Origin of the sequence: Saccharopolyspora sp. CA-218241, from assembly GCF_050954615.1 — a bacterium.
In the GTDB taxonomy this organism is placed as follows: Bacteria; Actinomycetota; Actinomycetes; order Mycobacteriales; family Pseudonocardiaceae; genus Saccharopolyspora; species Saccharopolyspora cebuensis.
The window spans coordinates 1,262,822-1,280,968 of record NZ_CP191860.1 but is presented as its reverse complement, the minus strand read 5'-3'; the positions used below and the strand labels follow the sequence as shown (position 1 = coordinate 1,280,968).

Here is an 18,147-nt window from a genome sequence, read left to right as displayed (position 1 = left end):
GTTCAGCCCCGGGTCAACTTCCGATGCGTCACCCGGTGCGGACGGGCCGCGTCCGCACCGAGGCGCTCGATCTTGTTGGCCTCGTAGCCCTCGAAGTTACCTTCGAACCAGAACCACTTGGCGGGGTTCTCGTCATCTCCCTCCCACGCGAGGATGTGGGTGGCGACCCGGTCCAGGAACCAGCGGTCGTGGGAGATCACCACGGCGCAGCCGGGGAACTGCTCCAGGGCGTTCTCCAGCGAGCTGAGGGTCTCCACGTCGAGGTCGTTGGTCGGCTCGTCCAGCAGGATCAGGTTGCCGCCCTTCTTGAGCGTCAACGCCAGGTTCAGGCGGTTGCGCTCACCGCCGGAGAGCACCCCGGCCGGCTTCTGCTGGTCCGGGCCCTTGAACCCGAACGCGCTGACGTAGGCGCGGGACGGCATCTCGACCTGCCCGACGTGGATGTAGTCCAGCTCGTCGGAGACGACCTGCCAGACCGTCTTGTCCGGGTCGATGTTGGCCCGGTTCTGATCCACGTAGGACAGCTTGACGGTGTCGCCGACCTTGACGTCGCCCTCGTCCGGCTCTTCCAGCCCCACGATGGTCTTGAACAGCGTCGTCTTGCCGACGCCGTTCGGTCCGATGACGCCGACGATGCCGTTGCGCGGGAGCGTGAACGACAGGTCGTCGATCAGCAGGTTGTCGTCGAAGCCCTTCTTGAGGTGCTCGACCTCGACCACGACGTTGCCCAGCCGCGGGCCCGGCGGGATCTGGATCTCCTCGAAGTCGAGCTTGCGGGTCTTCTCCGCCTCGGCCGCCATCTCCTCGTACCGGGCCAGTCGGGACCGGGACTTGGTCTGGCGGGCCTTGGTGTTGGAGCGGACCCAGTCGAGCTCGTCCTTGAGGCGCTTCTGCAGCTTGGCGTCGCGCTTGCCCTGCACCGCGAGGCGCTCGGCCTTCTTCTCCAGGTACGCCGAGTAGTTGCCCTCGTAGGCGAAGGTGCGCCCGCGGTCCAGCTCCAGGATCCAGCCGGCGACGTTGTCCAGGAAGTAGCGGTCGTGGGTGACGGCGAGGACGGCGCCCGCGTAGTTCGCGAGGAACTGCTCCAGCCACAGCACGCTCTCCGCGTCCAGGTGGTTGGTGGGCTCGTCGAGCAGGAGCAGATCGGGCTTGCTCAGGAGCAGCTTGCACAGGGCGACCCGGCGGCGCTCGCCTCCGGAGAGGTGCTTGACCTCTGCTTCCGGCGGCGGGCAGCGCAGGGCGTCCATCGCCTGCTCCAGCTGGGAGTCCAGCTCCCACGCGTCGGCGTGGTCGAGGTCCTCCTGCAGCCGACCCATCTCCTCCATGAGCTCGTCGGAGTAGTCGGTGGCCATCAGCTCGGCGATCTCGTTGAAGCGGTTGAGCTTCACCTTGATCTCGCCAACGCCTTCCTCGACGTTGCCGAGGACGGTCTTCTCCTCGTTCAGCGGCGGCTCCTGCTGCATGATGCCGACCGTGTAGCCCGGCGTCAGGAACGCTTCACCGTTGTTCGGCTGGTCGAGTCCCGCCATGATGCTCAGCACGGTTGACTTGCCAGCCCCGTTCGGCCCGACGACACCGATCTTGGCGCCCGGGTAGAACTGGATGGTCGCATTCTCGAGGATGACCTTGTCACCGTGCGTCTTGCGCACATTCTTCATGGTGTAGATGAACTCGGCCATGCCCTGAATCGTAGTTGCGCCGCGGGTGCGTCCGCGCACGCGGTCAGCCCACCGACCGGGCGGCATCTCCTCCGCATCCGGCGGGGTGGGGCATCACCTCCTCGTCGTTCACGTCATCGCTGGTGAGCACGGCGCCACGCCCGGTCAGCCGACCTCGGCGATCCGGCTGGTGGGCTCGGTCCGAGCCGGGAACGGCGGATCGGCTCCCACCGGGGCCGGGCCGCGCAGCCGCGCCAGGTCGAGCCCCAGGGCGGAGGCGTCCAGCTCGACGGCAGTGCGCCACTGCCCGCCGGATTCGTACTCGCGGGTGCGCAGCCGCCCGGAGACCACGACCGGGTCGCCCCGGCCGACCGCCGAGGGCACCTGCTCGGCCAGGTGGCGCCAGCAGCTCACGGTGGTGATGAACCGGTCGCCGTCGGTCCACTCGGACGTGGTCTTGTCGAACCGGCGCGAGGTGGCACCGAGCCGGAAGCTCACCACCCGGTTGCCGTTCGCCGTCTCCCGGGTCACCGGATCGGTGAGCACGATGCCCACCACGGTCGCGGTCGTCTCGAACATGGGACCTCCTCGCGTCGCGGAGCCGACCACCGGCCCCACGACGAGAGTGCCCGAGCGCGATCACCGGGCGCCACCACGTCGTCACAATCTGTGGACAACTCGGCGGCCTGTGGACAACTCACCCGCCGGTGCGGTCCTGTTCAGCCATTCGTTTGAGCATCGCGTTGTAGGCGGCCAAGTCCGCTTCCCCGTCCGCATCGGCCTTCCGGTCGATCCTCCGGGCCATCCGGTCATCGGCGCGCGACCACTGGATCAGCAGCGCCAGCATCACCACGACCAGCGGGACTTCGCCCGACGCCCACGCCAGCCCGCCGCCGAGCCGCTGGTCGGACAGCAGGTCGGTCATCCACGGCAGGTCGAGCCCCCGGTAGAAGGTCTCCGCGATGACCGTCTGCGACATCATCAGCGCGATGCCGAAGAAGGCGTGGAAGGGCATCGAGGCGAAGACGAGCCCGAGCTTGCCCAGGTGCGGCAGCGGGCGCGGCGCCGGGTCGATCCCGATCACCGGCCAGTAGAAGACGTAGCCGACCAGCAGGAAGTGCGCGTTCATCGCCAGATGCGCCCAGTGCTCGCTGAGCGCCACGTCGAACAGCCCGGTGAAGTACAGCGCGTAGAACGAGCCGACGAACAGCACCAGCGCCACGATCGGCTGGGTCAGGACCCGGGTGATCGGCGAGTGGACGAACGCCAGCAGCCACTCCCGCGCCCCCGGCGGCTCGCCCTTGCCCGCGGGCTTGAACACCCGCAGCGCCAGCGAGGTCGGACCGGCCATCACCAGGAAGACCGGCGCCAGCATGGACAGCAGCATGTGCTGGCCCATGTGCACGCTGAACACCGCGGGGGCGTACTTGCCGATGCCCGAGGACGTCGCGACCAGGATCGTCGCGCACCCGCACAGCCAGGCGACCGTGCGGCCGACCGGCCACCGGTCGCCGCGCTGCCGCAGCCGCAGCACCCCCACAGGTAGAGCCCGGCGAGCACCAACGCCGCGGTGCCGTAGACCAGGTCGAACCGCCAGTCGAAGAACAGCCGCAGGGTGGACGGCGCTTCCGGCAGCGGATAGCCGATGAGCAGTTCGGCGGTGCCCGGGATCGGGCCCAGCTCGGCGGGCGGCGGGGTGCGGCCCAGCGCGACCGCCACGCCGATGGTGACGAACATGATCAGCACTTCGACCGCGCCCAGCCGCAGCAGGCCGCCGGTGCCGTTCTCGATCCGCCGGACGCTGGCGCTGCGCTGGTAGTAGCCGACCACGCCGAGCACCACCAGGCAGACCACCTTCACCACCACGAGCAGTCCGTAGGACGTGGTGAGCAGCTGGTCCAGCGGCACCCGGACCAGCGAGTTGACCACGCCGGAGACCGCCATGGCGAGCCAGCAGACCAGCGCGATCCGGGAGAACCGGCGGGCGACCAGGCCGACGTGCGCGCCGCCGCGCGCGGCGTGCGCGAGCAGCGCGATCAGACCGCCGACCCACAGCACCGCGCCGAACAGGTGGAACAGCAGGCTGTTGGTGGCGATGTCGTGAGCGCCACCGCTGGCCGAGTGGCCGGTGGCCACCACCGGCAGCATGCCCGCCAGCGACAGGCCGAAGGCCGCGGTCGTCCAGCCCCAGGACAGCACCACCCGGCAGGTCACCGCGACGAGGAAGGCGATCAGCGCGGTCAGCCCCCAGGACTTCGCCTCCTCCAGCGCGTCGACCAGGCCGAACAGCACCTCGGCGCTGAGCACCTCCGACACCGCGCGGCCGGTGGCGTCGGCGGCGATGAAGGGCACCAGCAGCGCCGCGCCGACGCACCAGACCGCGGCGGCCCACCCCGCGGTGCGCACCGCGGCGTAGCCGTCGGCGGCCAGCGCGCCGGACCGCTTCGCCGGGATCCCGAACGCCGCGAGCAGCAGCGAGCCGATGGTCACCACGGCACCGCTCTCGGCGATCACGCGGACCACCGGCAGGCCGTAGCTGGTGATCGGCCCCGGATCGGGCAACCCGTACTGGGCGTAGGAGTCGGCCGCGAACAGGGCGGTCAGCGCGGCGGCGACCACCGCGGCCAGCAGGCCTCCGGTCACGGCGAGAACGGCCACCGCGTTCGACGGCTGCCGGTCCCGAGCGGGCTCGCGAACGGTCTCGGTTGACACGCACCGAGCGTAACCGCCGCCCAGGTCGGCCGATGATGCGCAACCCCGTGCTTTGCCGCACGCCACACCGATACTGTTCACCCCGTGACTGCTGCCCGCCGATGGCTCCCCGCGCTGTCCGCGTCCCTGCTGGTCGCACTGGCCGGCTGCGGTGCGTCGATCACCGGTGAGCCGGTGCCCGCCGTGGGCTTCCGCGACGACTCCGCCTCGATCGCCGCCATCCCCACACCGCGCGCGGTGACCGGCGTCGACCCGTGCACCCTGCTCGCTCCCGCCGATCTCGACCAGGCCGGCGGGACCACCGGAGGTCCGTACCCGGGCAACCCGACACCGCGCACCTGCACCTACGCGCTGGGCGGCGCGCAGCCCGGCAACACCGCGGCGGTGGGCTTCAACGACGAGTTCGAGGCCGCCAAGGCCAAGCAGCCCCGCGGCGTCGACGTCGACGTCGAAGGGCACTCGGCGTGGCTGTACTGCGACGTGATCGACGGCTTCCAGACCTGCACGGCGACCGCGGCGATCAACGCCGAGCACACGCTCGTGACCATGCTTTCGCTGCGCGGGGCCACCGCCGCCGACACCACCGACGTGCTCCAGGACCTCACGACGGCGGCGCTCCGGAACCTCCCCACGGGGTGAACGACGGCGAGGCTCCCGTTCGATACCGGGTCTGCAACGGTGCAGCGTCGACCCGACAACCGGACATCTCTACCGCTACCCTTGCTTGCTGCGGCTCACGGAGCAGCGCAAGGGCCCCCATAGCTCAGCCGGATAGAGCAAAGGACTTCTAATCCTTAGGTCGCAGGTTCGAGTCCTGCTGGGGGCGCCACCTGGGAGACGTAGGGATTGCCGGACCAGGCCGTGCCACCGGGCCTCGAACTCTCTTCGGGTTCGAAGCCCGGTGGTTTCCACGCGAAACTTCAGACGGTGTACGTCACCGTGGAGGAAGCGCCGTGGGGCCGGTCTTCAGGGGTAGGTGTGCGACCTGCCAGCCACAACGCTGAAAGGAAACCCCGGTTCGTCCAAGTTCCGGCGTACAGGACGAAGCACCCTGGCGTGGGTTTGTTCCGTTCACACCAAGCCATAGCTTCCTGCACGTCGCAGCCGGTTAGCACAGAAGCTTGCATTTCGTGGTGCTGAGGTTCGCCTGTTCGGTCGAGGTTCCACGACCACAGTTCGGCCATGAAAGTCGGCTCGGTCAGGATCTCGCAGACGTCTCGGTCATCGAAGTCATGTACTTCCATGACCCTACGATGGTCCACACGGAATCTCCCCCTCGTCTGTGGTGAACTCGATGGGCAGCGGCTCCTGCCCCTGCACGGGCACCACGGCGCCATTGAATTCGCCGTACCACCAGGTCGGGTTTCTATTGGCACAAGGCGGTGAGGTGGTGCGATCGTTGCCAAGGGTAGGCATGTTGAAGTTCTGCGACTGAGAGATTCGGGCTCCCGGACCGTGGCCACCAATCTCCCCAGTAGTAGAACATTTCACCCGTCAACGAGAGCGACGCGACGGGCGTGTCGCAGTTGATCCGAGCCTTCACACCTGCGCCGTCGGTGGATCTCCTCCTGTGCACATGACCTTCCGGCACGATGCGGCACTCCGCCTGCACCGCTCGCTGCTCCGGACCGGCGCCAGGGATCGTATACGTGACGACGCTGGGAGCAGAGGACGGCGGCGGAGGTGGAGGCTGCGTGGCGGAGCCTTCGACCTCGCCTGGTTGAAAGCTGTACTCAGGCGCTGCGACTGCCGGAAAAGCCAGTCCGACGATCATGACAGCAGCCGCGGCGAATACGGTACTGGTCGTTGATGTTCGCATCAGGCCTACGGGGCTTGATACCGGCCGTACTTCGAAAAGGGGTAAGTCACTCTGGTGGCCCAACACCCGGCTTGTACGCATTCTTCGTCGCCGACCTGGTGCTCCCCTTCGGGGTGGTGGCACCGGCGCTCCACCGCTACCCAGCGGCCGACTACGGCAGCCGCGAAGCGGCCCCGACCGCTGAGCGGGCGGAGGAATCACGTCCCGCTCCGGGACGGCGCGTGATCGGCCGGTCCTGGATGATCTCGCCCGACCAGACGCGGGTGCACCTGAGCGCGGCGGACGGGTGGGTGGTGTGCGGTCACCCGCTGCGCGGCGACTGGGTGCGTTCACCCGGGTTGGAGGCGATCAGGCCGGGTGAGCACGTGCCATGCGATTCGTGCCTCGGGTCAGGTGCGCCGTGGTCGCGGATCGCGCAAGCGGTGCGGGCATCGGGTCCACCCACGTCCGCCGAGGCGGCGCGGCGGGTGCCGCCGCCCTCGACGTGGCCGACCGAGCAGGTCCCGGCCCTGATCACCGCGTACGTCGAAGCCGCGAAGCGAGCGGATCCCGCTCAGCGCGGCCGTCTCCGGCGGGCGGCGGGACCCGGCTCGGTGGGGCCGGGAGCGCGCGGTGATACTGCGCGCATGTTGCGTTCCCTGGTGCTCAACCAGTGCACGACCGGTGCCCACGTCGACGACCTGCTCCGCCGCGCCCTGGTGTCCTGCTGGCTCGACGTGTCCAACGCGGGTGGCGCCGTGGGGTTCCCGGTCCCGCCCGTGCCGGAGGACGAGGTCGTCCGGGCGGTGGACGCGCTGATCTCGGAGCTGCACCCGGATCGCTGCCGCCTGCTCACCGCCTCGGACGGGCGCGGGCTCGCCGGATGGCTCGTGCTGCACCGCGATCCGGCGCCGCTGGTCGCCCACCGGGCCTCGGTGCACCGGGTGCAGAGCCGTCCCGAGCGCCGGGGCGAAGGCGTGGGGACCCGGCTGATGACCTTCGCCCGGGAGGTGGCCCGCGACGAGCTCGGCGTCGAGCAGCTCCAGCTGACCGCGCGCTCCGGGATGGGGCTGGAGGAGTTCTACGCCAAGCTCGGCTGGCGCGAGGTCGGCCGCTGGCCGGGTGCGCTGCGCATCGCCCCCGGCGACGATCGCGACGAGATCCTGCTGCACCTGCCGCTCTAGTCCGAGCGGTCGAAAGCCCCCGGCCGACCTACACTGCTCGACGTGGGCCGTGCACGTGGGGTGTTGTCGCGCCTCGTCGGGGCCGCGGTGGTGGTCGGCCTCGTCGGGGCCGTGCTGCTCGGCGAATGGCAGTACGCCTTGACGGTGGCGTTGGTGATGGCGTTGCTCGCCGCGGTGCTCGGGACGCCGGGACCGCCCGACGTCCTGTCCGCGGTCGGGTTCACCTGCCTCATCGCCGGCTCGCTCGGCTGGGTGTGGCTGGGCGACATGCGGTGGGCGGTGCTCGGCGCGCTGGTCCTGGTGGCGACCTCGGCGGTGGGCGCGGTGCTCGAACGGCGCGGGGTCAGCGGGTGACCGGGGGCCGGGACATGGCCCAGGTGGTCGGGCCGCCGCCCGGCAGCTCGACCTCCGCGACGACCTCGAAGCCCAATCCCCGGTAGAAGGCGACGTTGCCGGGCAGCGAGGTCTCCAGGTACGCCGGGGCGCCCTGCTCGTCGGCGGCGCGCAATCCTGGTTCGACGACGGCCCGGCCCAGTCCGCGACCCTGGCGGTCGGGCAGCACCCCGACGGTCCCGAGGAACCACGCCGGTTCGCGCGGGCGGTGCGGGTTCAGCGCGTCCTCGGCGGCCTCGGACAGCGCGGCGCGATCCCCGGCGAGCTCCCGCATCCGCGGTTCGAGCTCGGCGAACGCCTCGTCCAGCCCGGTCGAGTCCGGGGTGGTCCAGGCCGCCACCGCGGCGACGTCCTCGCTGACCCACACCCGGCCGTGCCGCAGGCCGACGCGGGTCAGGAACAGCCGCTGCGACTCGGCCAACCGGTCCGAGTAGCCCTCGGCCGCCAGCGTGTGCCGGGTGAACGGGTAGTCGGCGAAGGCCGCGCGCAGCGTGACCACGGCGGCGTCGACGTCGGCGGTCTCCGCGGGACGGATGATCGGCACGCCGCCATCGTACTCAGCGCAGCGAGGACGGACTCCGCTGCCGCCAGCGCACCGGCACGCCCCGCCCGTTGGACCGCAGCAGCTCGCCGAGCGCGACGGCGAGCTCCGGCCACCGCTCGGACAGCAGCGCCAGGCGTTCCTCGTCGGCGGCCTCGACGGCCTGGATCACCTTCGCGGTGCTGATCGGGGCGTAGGGCGTCACACCGGCTCCTCGGGAACGGCGGGTCCAGCTTCGCCCCCGAGTGTGCCGCCCGATCGGGCGGCGCAGCCCCTTGATGTTCACCCGTCAGTGCTGCGACCAGCTCCCGCCGCGCTGCACGTGGGCCCACTCCCGCTCCCACCCGCGCAGCGCGATCCGCCGCGCCGCCGCCTGCACCCCGAGCATCGCGCCGAAGCAGAGCACCTCGGCCACCACGAGCACGAGGACCCCGGTGAACGCGGCCGCGGTGGTGATCGACGCCTCGCTCGGCGGGGCGGGCACCCGCGTTCCCGCGCCGTCCACCCAGACCTCGACCCGTTCGCCCGCCCTGCTGCCCGCCGGGACCGGCACGGACTCCACCCGGTCGCCCAGCGGCGTCGGCCAGCTCACCAGCGCCGTGGTGCCCGCGTCGCCGTAGCCGTAGACCTCCGAGACCGGCACCTCCATCCGGGCGTCGGTGGTCAGCACCGCGCTGATCGGCCTGCTACCCGCGGCCTGCCGCTCGGCCTGCCGGGTCAGGTTCTCCCGCACCACCGATCCGGAGGTCAGCGCCACCGGCACCGCCAGCACGGTGCCGCACAGCAGCAGCAGCGACAGCAGCGCGGCCACCCGGTCGATGGGTCTGCGCAGCGGGTTCGGGGATGTGCTCAGCGCGTGGAACAGCCATCCCGTGTGCGCCTTCAGCGCCGCCATCATGCGAGCCTCCGTGGGACCGGTCCGGTGCCGGAGCGCGCTCCGCGGTCCGGTCGCGGCGCGCACCCGCCCAGCATTCGCCGACGCCAATCTCATCGTTATGGCCGCGTGATTGTCCATACACCATCGGTGTAGTAAATGGCGACTCGATCGCTGCACCGGGTGATCTCCGCCGGGCACCCGCGTTCGCCTCAGCCCTTCCGCTGGGACCAGCGCGTGCGCCAACGCTCGGCCAGCCGCGCCGCCGTCGACTTGGGCTTGGCGTCGAAGAGCTCCTTGAGCCAGTCGTGCCAGGCGCGAGCGCTGTCCGCGTCCACCCCGCGCAGCAGCTTGCTGACCTTCCGGTACTCGGCGGAGGTGCGCCGCTTGGCCCACGCCTCCAGCGCCTTGTCGAACGCCACCCGCGCGCCCTCGGTGGCCTTGTCCGACCAGGCGGTGAGGAACGCCAGCGCCACCGCCCCGGTCCGGTCCGCGGCAGGTCGCTGCTCGTCCGCCCACACCGCGGGGAGTTCCCGGACCAGCAGCTCCTGCACCCGCGCGCCCCCGGCCACGGCGGCCGAGGCCGCGGTCGGCGGCGGGATGGACAGCAGCGCCGCCACGATCTCCGGCCCGCGCGCGGTGAGCACCTCGTCGGCGATCTCCTTCAGCTCCCCGACCCCGGCGCCGGGCGCGCGCGCCGCCCGCTGGAAGTTCGCCAGCCACGCCCGCAACGCGCTGTCGTCCTCCCACATCGACCGCAGCCCCTCGTGCTCGGACCCGAGGTGGTGCACCAGCATCCGCAGCACGTCGAGCTGGTCGGCCGAGGCCGGTGCGCTCTCCAACACCGGGAAGATCCGCTCGGCCAGCGCCTCGGAGACCATCGTGGCCGACATCGCGCCGAGCACCGAGCGCACCTCGGCGACCGTCGGCGGGGTGTGCGCGAACAGCGCCTCCCACACCGCGTCGGCGTGACCGCGCCGATCGGCGGCCCGCGTCCGGTCCCGCAGGGCGTCGATGACCTGCTGCCTCGGCTCGCCCCCGGCCGCGACGGCGGACTGGGCGACGAGCCGGTCCAGCGGCAGGAACGGATCGGCGACGGTCGGCGCGAGCAGCCGCCACCAGTGCTCGCGGATGGCGTCGGCGAGCGCGCCGGAGTCCTCCGCCAACCGGCTGCCGAGCTCCTCGCGCAGCAGCGCGATCAGCTCCGCGCGGCACGGCCACGCCCGGGGGTCCACCGGGGCCTGCGGGTGCTGCGCCCACCAGGCGATGAAGTCCTTCGCGGCCTGCGCGAACCGGGTGGGCCGGGGTTCCAGGCCGAACCGGCCCGCGGTCCGCAGCACCCCGTCGAGGTGCTCCGGGGCGGTGTCCGCGGCGGTCTCCTCGGCGAGCCCGGTGGCGTCGGAGAGCTCCTCGGCCGACCACCGGTGCGCCGCGAGGTGGCTGGTCGCGGCCGGCTCCCCGGCGGCGGCCTCGGCGAGTTCTGCGCGCAGCAGCGCCACCCGGACCCGCGCGTCGTGGGCGGTCTCGGCGAGCCGGGCCAGCACCGTCCGCTCCGGCGGCAGCGCGAGCACCGCCTCCCGGACCCGGTCGACCGCCTGCTCCGGAGCCCGGGTGCCGGCCAGCCAGCCCGCCAGCTCCATCGCGGCCTGCTGGTCGGGCACCGGCTCGCCGGAGGCGAGCACGCCCGCGGCGAGGCGGTCCCCCGCGTCGGCCCGCTCGGCCCCGCGCTGCCGGGCGAACCGGTGCGCGAGTTCGAGCTCCTCGACCACCGCGGCGGGATCGCCGTCCAGGAAGCGCCCGACCCAGTGCCGCGCGGCGGCGCTCGGTTCGATCGCACCGCGGCGCCGGTCGCCGAGGTGGAACACCACGAAGTCGTCGTCGTCGAGCTCACCCGCCCAGTCCGGGTGCAGCGCGAGGACGTGCTGCCTGCTCAACCGCGGATCGGTGGCGTAGACCCGGAAACCGATCCGGAGCGCGCGCTCCTGCGGCAGCAGCAGGGTCCCCGCCGCGATCCAGCGCAGCACCTCGTCGGGATGCCGCCCCACGAACACCACCCGCCGGGCATCGGGCTCGCGGACCTGGTCCAGCGCGGTGTGCACCGCGGTGAGCCAGTCGTGGCCGTCGTCGCGGGCCAGCACCCAGTCCCGCAGCTCGGCGGCGGTGTGCGGACCGGGCTCGGGTTCGGCGGGCACCGGTGAGCACTCGGTGCCCTCGACCGGTCGTTCCGCCCACCACGGCGCCTGCCAGAGCTGGGCGGGGCGCAGCCCGCCGTAGGAGGCGGGGTCGTCGGTGACCAGGGCGTGCGTGAAGTGGTTGCCGACCCGGTCCTGCTCGGTGTCGGCGTACACCCCGCGCGCGGTGACGTAGCGGCCGTCGTGCAGGTGCACCAGCGACGGCGGGAACTCCGCGACCGGGCGCCGCTCGCGCAGCCAGTCCGGCGGCACCTCGTAGAGCGCGGCGCGCTGCACCAGGGCCGCGTCCTCCTGGCCGGTGCCCGCCGACATCGCCTGGATCTGGAACCCCTCGGTCCCCCGCGTTCCCTGCCCGGGACCGCAGTCGGTGTAGAACAGCGAATGGAAATCCCGCGCGCTCATCCCGTGCTCCGTTCCACGACTGGCCGGTGATCACCGCGAGGGTAGCGGCGACGAGGCGGACCCAGGGCCGGAGTCGGGCATTTTCGACGTTCCCACCGCGTTCGCCCGGCGTACGGTAGGGCCGGAGACGACCGACGGGAGCCGCCGATGCCCGACGAACTGGCCCCGATGCCGACCGACTGGCAGCGCGCCCTGGCGATCGTGGCGCACCCGGACGACCTGGAGTACGGGGTCTCCGGTGCCATCGCCGCGTGGACCGCCGAAGGCCGCGAGGTGTCGTACCTGCTGGCCACCCGGGGCGAGGCGGGCATCGACGGGCTGCCGCCGGAGGAGGCCGCACCGCTGCGCCAGTCCGAGCAGCTCGCCAGCGCCGCCGAGGTGGGCGTGACGTCGGTGGAGTTCCTCGACTACCGCGACGGCGTCGTCGAGCACGGGCCCGCGCTGCGCCAAGACCTCGCCCGGGCGATCCGGGAACGGCGGCCCGAGCTGGTCATCACCCTCAACCACCGCGAGAGCTGGGGTCCCGGGAGCTGGAACAGCGCCGACCACCGGGCGGTGGGCACCGCGGCGCTGGACGCCGTCGCCGACGCGGGCAACCGGTGGATCTTCCCCGAGCTGATCGCCCAGGGCGCGCAGCCGTGGCAGGCGAGGTGGATCGCGGTGGCGGGCACCCAGCACCCGACGCACGCCGTGGACATCGGCGCGACGCTGGAACGGGCCGTCGCGTCGCTGGCCGCGCACCGCACCTACCTGGAGGCGCTCAGCGACGAGCCGCACGACCGGCACGCCCGCCGGGTCGTGGAGCAGGCCGCGCACCTGGCCGCCGCCCGGTTCGGCGGACGGCCCTGCGTCGGGTTCGAGCTGATCGGCTGACCGGCGGGCGACTACACCACGGCGGGCAGGCCGACGGCCGCGTCCACCGCGATGGCCACGAAGATCAGGGCCAGGTACGAGTTGGACAGGTGGAACAGGGTCATCGGGTTGTAGCCCGCCCCGTTGCGCACCGCGCCGTGCAACCGCTGCGCCACCACCAGGAACGCCGCCCCGGCCAGCACCGCGAAACCGATGTAGATCCAGCTCGTCGCGGGCACCAGCAGCAGGGTGCAGCCCACGGTGGCCCAGCTGTAGGCCAGGATGCGCGCCGAGACCTGCCGCGCGGTGGCCACGACCGGCAGCATCGGCACCCCGGCGCGGGCGTAGTCGTCCCGGTACTTCATGGCCAGCGACCAGAAGTGCGGCGGCGTCCACAGGAACACCACGCCGAACATCACCAGCGCGGGCCACTCGACCGTGCCGGTCACCGCGGCCCAGCCGACGACCACCGGCATGCACCCGGCGGCCCCGCCCCAGACGATGTTCTGCGCGGTCCGGCGCTTGAGCACCAGCGTGTAGATCAGGACGTAGAACAGGATCGCCGAGGTCGCCAGCACCGCCGCGAGCAGGTTCGCGCCGAGCCACAGGACGAGGAACGACAGCGCGCCGAGCACGAGGCCGAAGGTCAGCGCGTGCCGCTTGGGCACCTCGTAGTTGACCAGCGGGCGCTTCTTGGTCCGGTGCATCACCGCATCGATGTCGGAGTCCGCGACGCAGTTCAGGGCGTTGGCGCTGCCCGCCGACATGGCACCGCCGACCAGCGTCACCAGCACCAGCCAGGGCGACGGGATGCCGCGCTCGGCGAGGAACATCGCCGGGATGGTGGTGACCAGCAGCAGCTCGATCACCCGGGGTTTGGTCAGCGCGAAGTAGGCGGCGAGCACACCCCGGCGGCGCACGGGCGCGGCCGCCGCGGCGGGGGTCGCCGATTCGGGGGACGCTGTCATGAGGCCCGCGATTCCTCCGCCACCTGGTCGGTCTGCACGATCGGCTTGCCCTCCTGGCGCAGCTGCGCCCACCGGGTCACCTTGCGCTCGGCGAAGAACGCGCCGAGCGGGACGGTACCGGCGAGCAGCACCAGCAGCATCCGGCCGATCGGCACCCGCAGTTCCTTGGTGAGGATCACCGCGACGAGCAGGTACACCATGTAGAGCCAGCCGTGCCCGAAGCCGATCAGCCCGACCCAGTCGTCCCCGGCGAGCTGCGCGGCCGACCCCTCCGGCCAGCCGTACTTGAACACCATCGCCGCGCACAGCGCGAGCAGCAGGACGGCGGTCACGTACGCCATGATCCGGTACAAGGTCAGCACGCCAGGCTTCACGACCATCCCTCACATCCGCAACGCGCGCAGAACACGGTGTTCATAGGACCGTACGCCACGCGGCGCGGCGGGCCGCGGTGGACCTCACGCAAGAGTGGCGCCGCCCACCCGCGGTGGTCGAGGACCTCCCGATCAGCCCCGGCTCAGCGCGTAGTCGGGCGCCGAGCGGGCGGCCCGGCGGTGCCGGAGCACCGAGTCGCGGATCTCGCCCGCGCGGACCGCGCCGTTGGACAGCAGCGAGGAGGTGAGCCCGTGGGTGTGCTCGGTGCCGCCCTGGAGGTAGATGCCGCCCAGCTCGTCGCGGGTGCGCACCCGGTAGTCGCGCTCCACCGCGATCCGGCCCCGCTCGTCCCGCTCGCAGTGCCGGGCGGTCTCACCGAGCAGCGGGAACGGGTCCCGCGGACGGCAGCCGGTGGCGTAGACGAGCACGTCGGAGTCGAGCACCTCGCGTTCGCCGGTCGGCAGGAACTCCACGGTGACGGCGACCCCGTCGGGGCCCTCGGCCACGTCGGTGACCCGCGAGGCGTTGAGCATCCGCAACCGCTGCTCGCCGCGGACCTTCTCCTGGTAGGCGCGGGCGTAGAGCTCCTCGATGAGGTCGAGGTCCACCACCGAGTAGTTCGTGTTGCGGTGGTAGGACATCAGCTGCTCCTTGACCTCCTCCGGCGCGCCGTAGAAGTGGTCGACGGCCAGCGGGTCGAAGATCCGGTTGGCGAACGGGCTGTCGTCGGCCGGGGTGTGGCCGTAGCGGCTGAACACCGAGCACACCTCGGCCTCCGGGAAGGTCCGGTGCAGGTAGTCGGTGGCCTCGGCGGCGCTCTGCCCGGCGCCGACCACGGTGAGCCGGCGCGGGCGGGTGCCGTCGAGCTCGCCGACCCGGTGCATCAGGTCGAGGTTGTGCCAGACGCGGTCGCCGAGCCGGGCGCCGTCGGGAACGCTGGCCTCCAGCCCGAGGGCGAACACCACGTTGCGGGCGCGGGCCGTGGTCAGGCGGCCGTCACCGTGGCGCACCACGACCTCGAAGCCCTCCGGCACCGGCGTGAGGTGCAGCACCTCGGAGTCGAAGCGCGCCAGGTGGCCGACGCGCGCCGCGGCCCACTCCAGGTAGTCGTGGTACTCGACCCGGGTGGGGAACATGGTCTTGTGGTTGATGAAATCGGCCAGCCGGTCCTGGTCCTTGAGGTAGGACAGGAAGGAGAAGCCGCTGGCCGGGTTGCGCATCGTCACCAGGTCCTTGAGGAAGGACACCTGCATGGTGGTGCCTTCGATCAGCATCCCCCGGTGCCAGCCGAAGCGCGGCTGCTTGTCGAAGAAGGCGCAGCTCAGCCGGTCGGACTCGGCAGCGTCGCGGTTGTGCTCCTCGATCGCGATGGCCAGCGCCAGGTTCGACGGGCCGAAGCCGATCCCCAGGATGTCGTGGACGGGACGTCGCTCTTCCGTCGATGCCGCAGACACGGTGGTCCCCTCATCTCATGCCGGGTCGGGTTTCCCGGGCGTGCGGGTTCGCCGGCGGTGCGGGACGCACCGCCGCGGGGTTTTCGCGGACGCGCGCTGCCGGCGAGTCGGCGGTCAGTCGCGGTCGTGGTTGTACTTGTCGTGGTATTCGGTCTCGGCCAGCCCCTGCTTCCAGTAGCCGATCGCGAGCACCGAGGAGGCGTCCAGCCCCCGGTCGGTGCGCAGGTGCTTGCGGATGCCGCGCACCACGCCGGATTCCCCGGCGACCCAGGCGGACACGTCCGCGCCGTCGGGGAGGTCCACCGACCGCACCGCGTCGAAGAGCTGCTCCGACCGGCCGGCGGGGGCGCCTCCCCGGTGCAGCCAGGTCCAGCGCAGGTCGGGCGGGCACTCGACGTGCTGCTGGTCGGCGGAGTCGCCGAGCTCGACGAAGACCTGCCCGCACGCGGTGGGCGGGAGCTGCTCGACGATCGCCGAGATCGCGGGCAGCGCGGTCTCGTCGCCGAGCAGCAGGTACCACTCGGCCGTCCGGCAGCTCTTGCCGCCGGGCCCCATCACGCCGAGGTGGTCGCCCGGCTGCGCGCGGCGCGCCCAGTTCGAGGCGACGCCGTGCTCGCCGTGCATGACGAAGTCGACGTCGAGCTCGCCGTTGGCCTCGTCGTAGCGGCGGACCGTGTAGGTGCGCATGGTCGGCCGCTGGTCCGCCTCCGGCCAGCGGTACCGGCCGGTCTCGACGTCCAGGGTGGGCAGGACCGGGCGTTGCTGGCCCTGCTGGGGGACGAAGACCTTGATGTTGGGTCCGGTGTGCTCGTCGAGGAAGCCGCTGAGCTCGTCCCCGCCGAGGGTGATCCGCCGCATCGACGGGCTCAGCTCCGCGGTGCGCAGCACCTGCAGGTCGCGTGCCGGTGGGCGGCTGCGCCGGGGTCGATCCGCGATAGTCATGCGCCTGGCGTTCCTTCCTCGCATTCCCGGGACGATCAAGTTAAGGCTAGCCTAACCATACGAAGCTCGCCGTGTCTTCCCCCCGGTGGCTCACATCTCGGAGCGCTCCGAGGCCACGGGCTCCCGCTCGATGGTGGGCTTCGGGGTGGGCGGCAGCACCTCGGAATCCTTGATGCGCAGCGCCAGCAGCACGCCCACCAGTGCGAATCCCGCCGACACGAGCATCGCCGCGTGGTAGGGCGCCAGATCGGCCGTGCCGCCGGTACCGGTGGCCGCACCGGCCCCGACCGCCGCGAGCACGCAGGCCGTGATCGCCACGCCGAGCGCGGAACCCACCTGCCGCTGCACGTTGAACAGCGTCGACGCGCCGCCGGTGGAAGCGCTGCCGATCGTCGCGAACGCGACCACCTGCAACTCGGTGGAGGCCATCCCGACGAAGAAGCCCGAGGCGAACTGCACCAGCGCCGCCACCCACGCCCCGCTGCCCGCCTGCACCAGGTTCATCGCGGCGAACGACAGCGCGGCGCCGAACATCGCACCGGCGATCATCCGCCGCGGCCCGAACCTGCGGTGCGCCCAGCCGACGAGCTGGGAGGCCGCCATCAGGCCGACCGCCTTGGGCAGCGTGACCAGCCCGGTCTCCCAGGCCGAGGCGCCCAGCGCGCCCTGGTACATCAGCGTGAAGCCGTAGAGCGTGCCGAGGAACCCGGCGACGCAGCAGAACAGGATCAGGCTCGCCCGCCGGAATGCCGGATCGGTGAACAACCGCAGGTCCAGCATCGGCGACCGGCTGCGCAGCTGCCCCACCACCAGCACGCCCAGCAGCACCAGGCCCAGCAGCCCGAAGCCCCAGAAGTGCGGTGATCCCGGGCCGCGCTGGGCGACCGCGTCCAGCGCGTACATCACCAGGCCCAGACCCGGTGCGGCCAGCGCGAAGCCCAGCAGGTCGAAGCGCTTGCCCCGGGCCTCCACGTGCTCCGGGAGCAGCAGCAGGCCGAACAGCAGCGCGGCCACCCCGACCGGCAGGTTGACGTAAAAGCCCCACCGCCAGTCCAGGTGCTCGACGAAGAAGCCGCCGAGCACCGGACCCAGCGCGGGCGCCACCGCGGTCGGCAGCACCAGCACCCGGGTCAGCCGGATGCGCTCGGCGGGCGGGTAGGCCCGGAACAGCATGGTCAGCGCCACCGGGCTCATCACCCCGCCGCCCGCGCCTTGCAGCACGCGCGCGGCGGTGAGCTGGCCGAGGTCGGTGGCGGCCCCGCACAGCGCCGAGGCCAGCACGAACACGCCGAACGCGGCGAGGAAGACCCGCTTGGTGCCGAACCGGTCGCCGAGCCAGCCGGAGACCGGGATGCACACCGCCAGCGCCACCAGGTAGCCGATGTTGATCGCCGAGGTGGCGCTGGGCGCGACGGCGAACTCCGCGCCGATCGCGGGCAGCGCCACGTTGACGATGGTGGCGTCCATGCCGTTCATGAACATCGCGGCGACGTAGACGACGCACACCGCGACCCTCGGGTCGAACTTCCCGAGCCGGGTGCGGGGCGCGGCGGTCACGGGGCGCGGTGGTCGCGGGCCGGACGCATGTCCGTCCAGTTCGCCTCGATGTGCTCCACGCACTCCTGCCTGCCCGCGGGGCCGTGCGCCACCGCCCACCCGGCGGGCACCTCGATCGAGGCGGGCCACAGCGAGTACTGGTCCTCGCCGTTGACCAGCGCGCAGTACCGCGCATCGAGGTCCTCGAACGGATTGGTCATTCCTGCACTCCTTTGCGGGATCCCTTCAGGAAGCGGCGGAGCGGC

At 72.0% G+C, this 18,147-nt stretch carries 16 protein-coding genes, 1 tRNA gene and 1 pseudogene; 5 read left to right on the top strand and 13 right to left on the bottom strand.

Translation table 11 applies throughout. The features are described 5' to 3' along the window. Positions 1-2 precede the first annotated feature (2 nt). From ettA to ACQP0T_RS06330, 3 genes and pseudogenes are all read right to left on the bottom strand, one after another. Positions 3-1,679, bottom strand: a complete 1,677-nt coding sequence (gene ettA, locus ACQP0T_RS06340) for an energy-dependent translational throttle protein EttA (protein WP_433871729.1) — start codon at positions 1,677-1,679, stop codon at positions 3-5. Between the two features lie 144 nt (positions 1,680-1,823). Continuing rightward, positions 1,824-2,237 carry a single-stranded DNA-binding protein gene (gene ssb / locus ACQP0T_RS06335; RefSeq protein WP_433871728.1) on the bottom strand — a complete coding sequence of 138 codons (414 nt, stop codon included), beginning with the start codon at positions 2,235-2,237 and terminating at the stop codon, positions 1,824-1,826. 118 nt (positions 2,238-2,355) lie between these two features. After that, positions 2,356-4,370 (bottom strand): annotated as a pseudogene (locus tag ACQP0T_RS06330) (cytochrome c oxidase assembly protein). A gap of 84 nt (positions 4,371-4,454) precedes the next feature. Here ACQP0T_RS06330 and ACQP0T_RS06325 point away from each other — a divergent pair. The 4 genes from ACQP0T_RS06325 to ACQP0T_RS06310 all read left to right on the top strand — a co-directional run bounded on the left by ACQP0T_RS06325 (position 4,455) and on the right by ACQP0T_RS06310 (position 7,706). Beyond that, a complete protein-coding gene (locus ACQP0T_RS06325; protein WP_433871727.1) occupies positions 4,455-5,009 on the top strand; it encodes a DUF3558 family protein in 555 nt (184 codons plus the stop codon). Positions 5,010-5,122: 113 nt separating this feature from the next. Beyond that, positions 5,123-5,199: transfer RNA gene (locus ACQP0T_RS06320), tRNA-Arg, on the top strand. Between the two features lie 1,616 nt (positions 5,200-6,815). Then, positions 6,816-7,352: an N-acetyltransferase family protein gene (locus tag ACQP0T_RS06315; RefSeq protein ID WP_433871726.1), complete on the top strand. Its 537-nt coding sequence runs from the start codon at positions 6,816-6,818 to the stop codon at positions 7,350-7,352. Positions 7,353-7,394: 42 nt separating this feature from the next. Next, entirely contained in the window at positions 7,395-7,706 is a 312-nt protein-coding gene (locus tag ACQP0T_RS06310; RefSeq protein ID WP_433871725.1) for a hypothetical protein, read from the top strand. Here the strand turns inward: ACQP0T_RS06310 and ACQP0T_RS06305 are convergent. The 4 genes from ACQP0T_RS06305 to ACQP0T_RS06290 form a co-directional block, all read right to left on the bottom strand. Continuing rightward, complete coding sequence (locus ACQP0T_RS06305) at positions 7,696-8,289, bottom strand: GNAT family N-acetyltransferase (RefSeq protein ID WP_433871724.1); 594 nt, start codon at positions 8,287-8,289, stop codon at positions 7,696-7,698. The genes ACQP0T_RS06310 and ACQP0T_RS06305 overlap by 11 nt on opposite strands. Positions 8,290-8,302: 13 nt before the next feature. Further along, positions 8,303-8,491, bottom strand: a complete 189-nt coding sequence (locus tag ACQP0T_RS06300; protein WP_345364459.1) for a hypothetical protein — start codon at positions 8,489-8,491, stop codon at positions 8,303-8,305. A gap of 84 nt (positions 8,492-8,575) precedes the next feature. Beyond that, entirely contained in the window at positions 8,576-9,184 is a 609-nt protein-coding gene (locus tag ACQP0T_RS06295) for an Rv1733c family protein (protein WP_433871723.1), read from the bottom strand. A gap of 188 nt (positions 9,185-9,372) precedes the next feature. Beyond that, complete coding sequence (locus ACQP0T_RS06290) at positions 9,373-11,754, bottom strand: GTPase-associated protein 1-related protein (RefSeq protein WP_433871722.1); 2,382 nt, start codon at positions 11,752-11,754, stop codon at positions 9,373-9,375. A 147-nt stretch (positions 11,755-11,901) separates the two neighbouring features. On the opposite strand from ACQP0T_RS06290, the gene ACQP0T_RS06285 reads away from it, so the two are divergent. Then, complete coding sequence (locus ACQP0T_RS06285) at positions 11,902-12,627, top strand: PIG-L deacetylase family protein (protein ID WP_433871721.1); 726 nt, start codon at positions 11,902-11,904, stop codon at positions 12,625-12,627. An 11-nt stretch (positions 12,628-12,638) separates the two neighbouring features. Here ACQP0T_RS06285 and ACQP0T_RS06280 read toward each other — a convergent pair whose 3' ends face one another. The 6 genes from ACQP0T_RS06280 to ACQP0T_RS06255 all read right to left on the bottom strand — a co-directional run bounded on the left by ACQP0T_RS06280 (position 12,639) and on the right by ACQP0T_RS06255 (position 18,102). Then, positions 12,639-13,574, bottom strand: a complete 936-nt coding sequence (locus ACQP0T_RS06280; RefSeq protein ID WP_433871720.1) for a heme o synthase — start codon at positions 13,572-13,574, stop codon at positions 12,639-12,641. After that, positions 13,571-13,954 carry a DUF3817 domain-containing protein gene (locus ACQP0T_RS06275; RefSeq protein ID WP_433871719.1) on the bottom strand — a complete coding sequence of 128 codons (384 nt, stop codon included), beginning with the start codon at positions 13,952-13,954 and terminating at the stop codon, positions 13,571-13,573. The genes ACQP0T_RS06280 and ACQP0T_RS06275 overlap by 4 nt, the downstream gene beginning before the upstream one ends. 126 nt (positions 13,955-14,080) lie before the next feature. After that, complete coding sequence (locus tag ACQP0T_RS06270) at positions 14,081-15,403, bottom strand: lysine N(6)-hydroxylase/L-ornithine N(5)-oxygenase family protein (protein ID WP_433871718.1); 1,323 nt, start codon at positions 15,401-15,403, stop codon at positions 14,081-14,083. Positions 15,404-15,517: 114 nt separating this feature from the next. Continuing rightward, positions 15,518-16,345: a siderophore-interacting protein gene (locus tag ACQP0T_RS06265; RefSeq protein WP_433871717.1), complete on the bottom strand. Its 828-nt coding sequence runs from the start codon at positions 16,343-16,345 to the stop codon at positions 15,518-15,520. Between the two features lie 90 nt (positions 16,346-16,435). After that, positions 16,436-17,902 carry an MDR family MFS transporter gene (locus ACQP0T_RS06260; protein WP_433871716.1) on the bottom strand — a complete coding sequence of 489 codons (1,467 nt, stop codon included), beginning with the start codon at positions 17,900-17,902 and terminating at the stop codon, positions 16,436-16,438. After that, positions 17,899-18,102, bottom strand: coding sequence for an MbtH family protein (locus ACQP0T_RS06255; RefSeq protein ID WP_345364441.1), 204 nt, complete (start codon positions 18,100-18,102; stop codon positions 17,899-17,901). The genes ACQP0T_RS06260 and ACQP0T_RS06255 overlap by 4 nt, the downstream gene beginning before the upstream one ends. Positions 18,103-18,147 lie beyond the last annotated feature (45 nt).

What these genes read in the sequence shown, in the direction of transcription:
- ettA (WP_433871729.1), bottom strand. Translation starts at nt 1,679, where the DNA reads ATGGCCGAGTTCATCTACACCATGAAGAATGTGCGCAAGACGCACGGT.
- ACQP0T_RS06295 (WP_433871723.1), bottom strand. Translation starts at nt 9,184, where the DNA reads ATGATGGCGGCGCTGAAGGCGCACACGGGATGGCTGTTCCACGCGCTG.
- ACQP0T_RS06290 (WP_433871722.1), bottom strand. Translation starts at nt 11,754, where the DNA reads ATGAGCGCGCGGGATTTCCATTCGCTGTTCTACACCGACTGCGGTCCC.
- ssb (WP_433871728.1), bottom strand. Translation starts at nt 2,237, where the DNA reads ATGTTCGAGACGACCGCGACCGTGGTGGGCATCGTGCTCACCGATCCG.
- ACQP0T_RS06285 (WP_433871721.1), top strand. Translation starts at nt 11,902, where the DNA reads ATGCCCGACGAACTGGCCCCGATGCCGACCGACTGGCAGCGCGCCCTG.
- ACQP0T_RS06255 (WP_345364441.1), bottom strand. Translation starts at nt 18,102, where the DNA reads ATGACCAATCCGTTCGAGGACCTCGATGCGCGGTACTGCGCGCTGGTC.
- ACQP0T_RS06275 (WP_433871719.1), bottom strand. Translation starts at nt 13,954, where the DNA reads ATGGTCGTGAAGCCTGGCGTGCTGACCTTGTACCGGATCATGGCGTAC.
- ACQP0T_RS06280 (WP_433871720.1), bottom strand. Translation starts at nt 13,574, where the DNA reads ATGACAGCGTCCCCCGAATCGGCGACCCCCGCCGCGGCGGCCGCGCCC.
- ACQP0T_RS06265 (WP_433871717.1), bottom strand. Translation starts at nt 16,345, where the DNA reads ATGACTATCGCGGATCGACCCCGGCGCAGCCGCCCACCGGCACGCGAC.
- ACQP0T_RS06315 (WP_433871726.1), top strand. Translation starts at nt 6,816, where the DNA reads ATGTTGCGTTCCCTGGTGCTCAACCAGTGCACGACCGGTGCCCACGTC.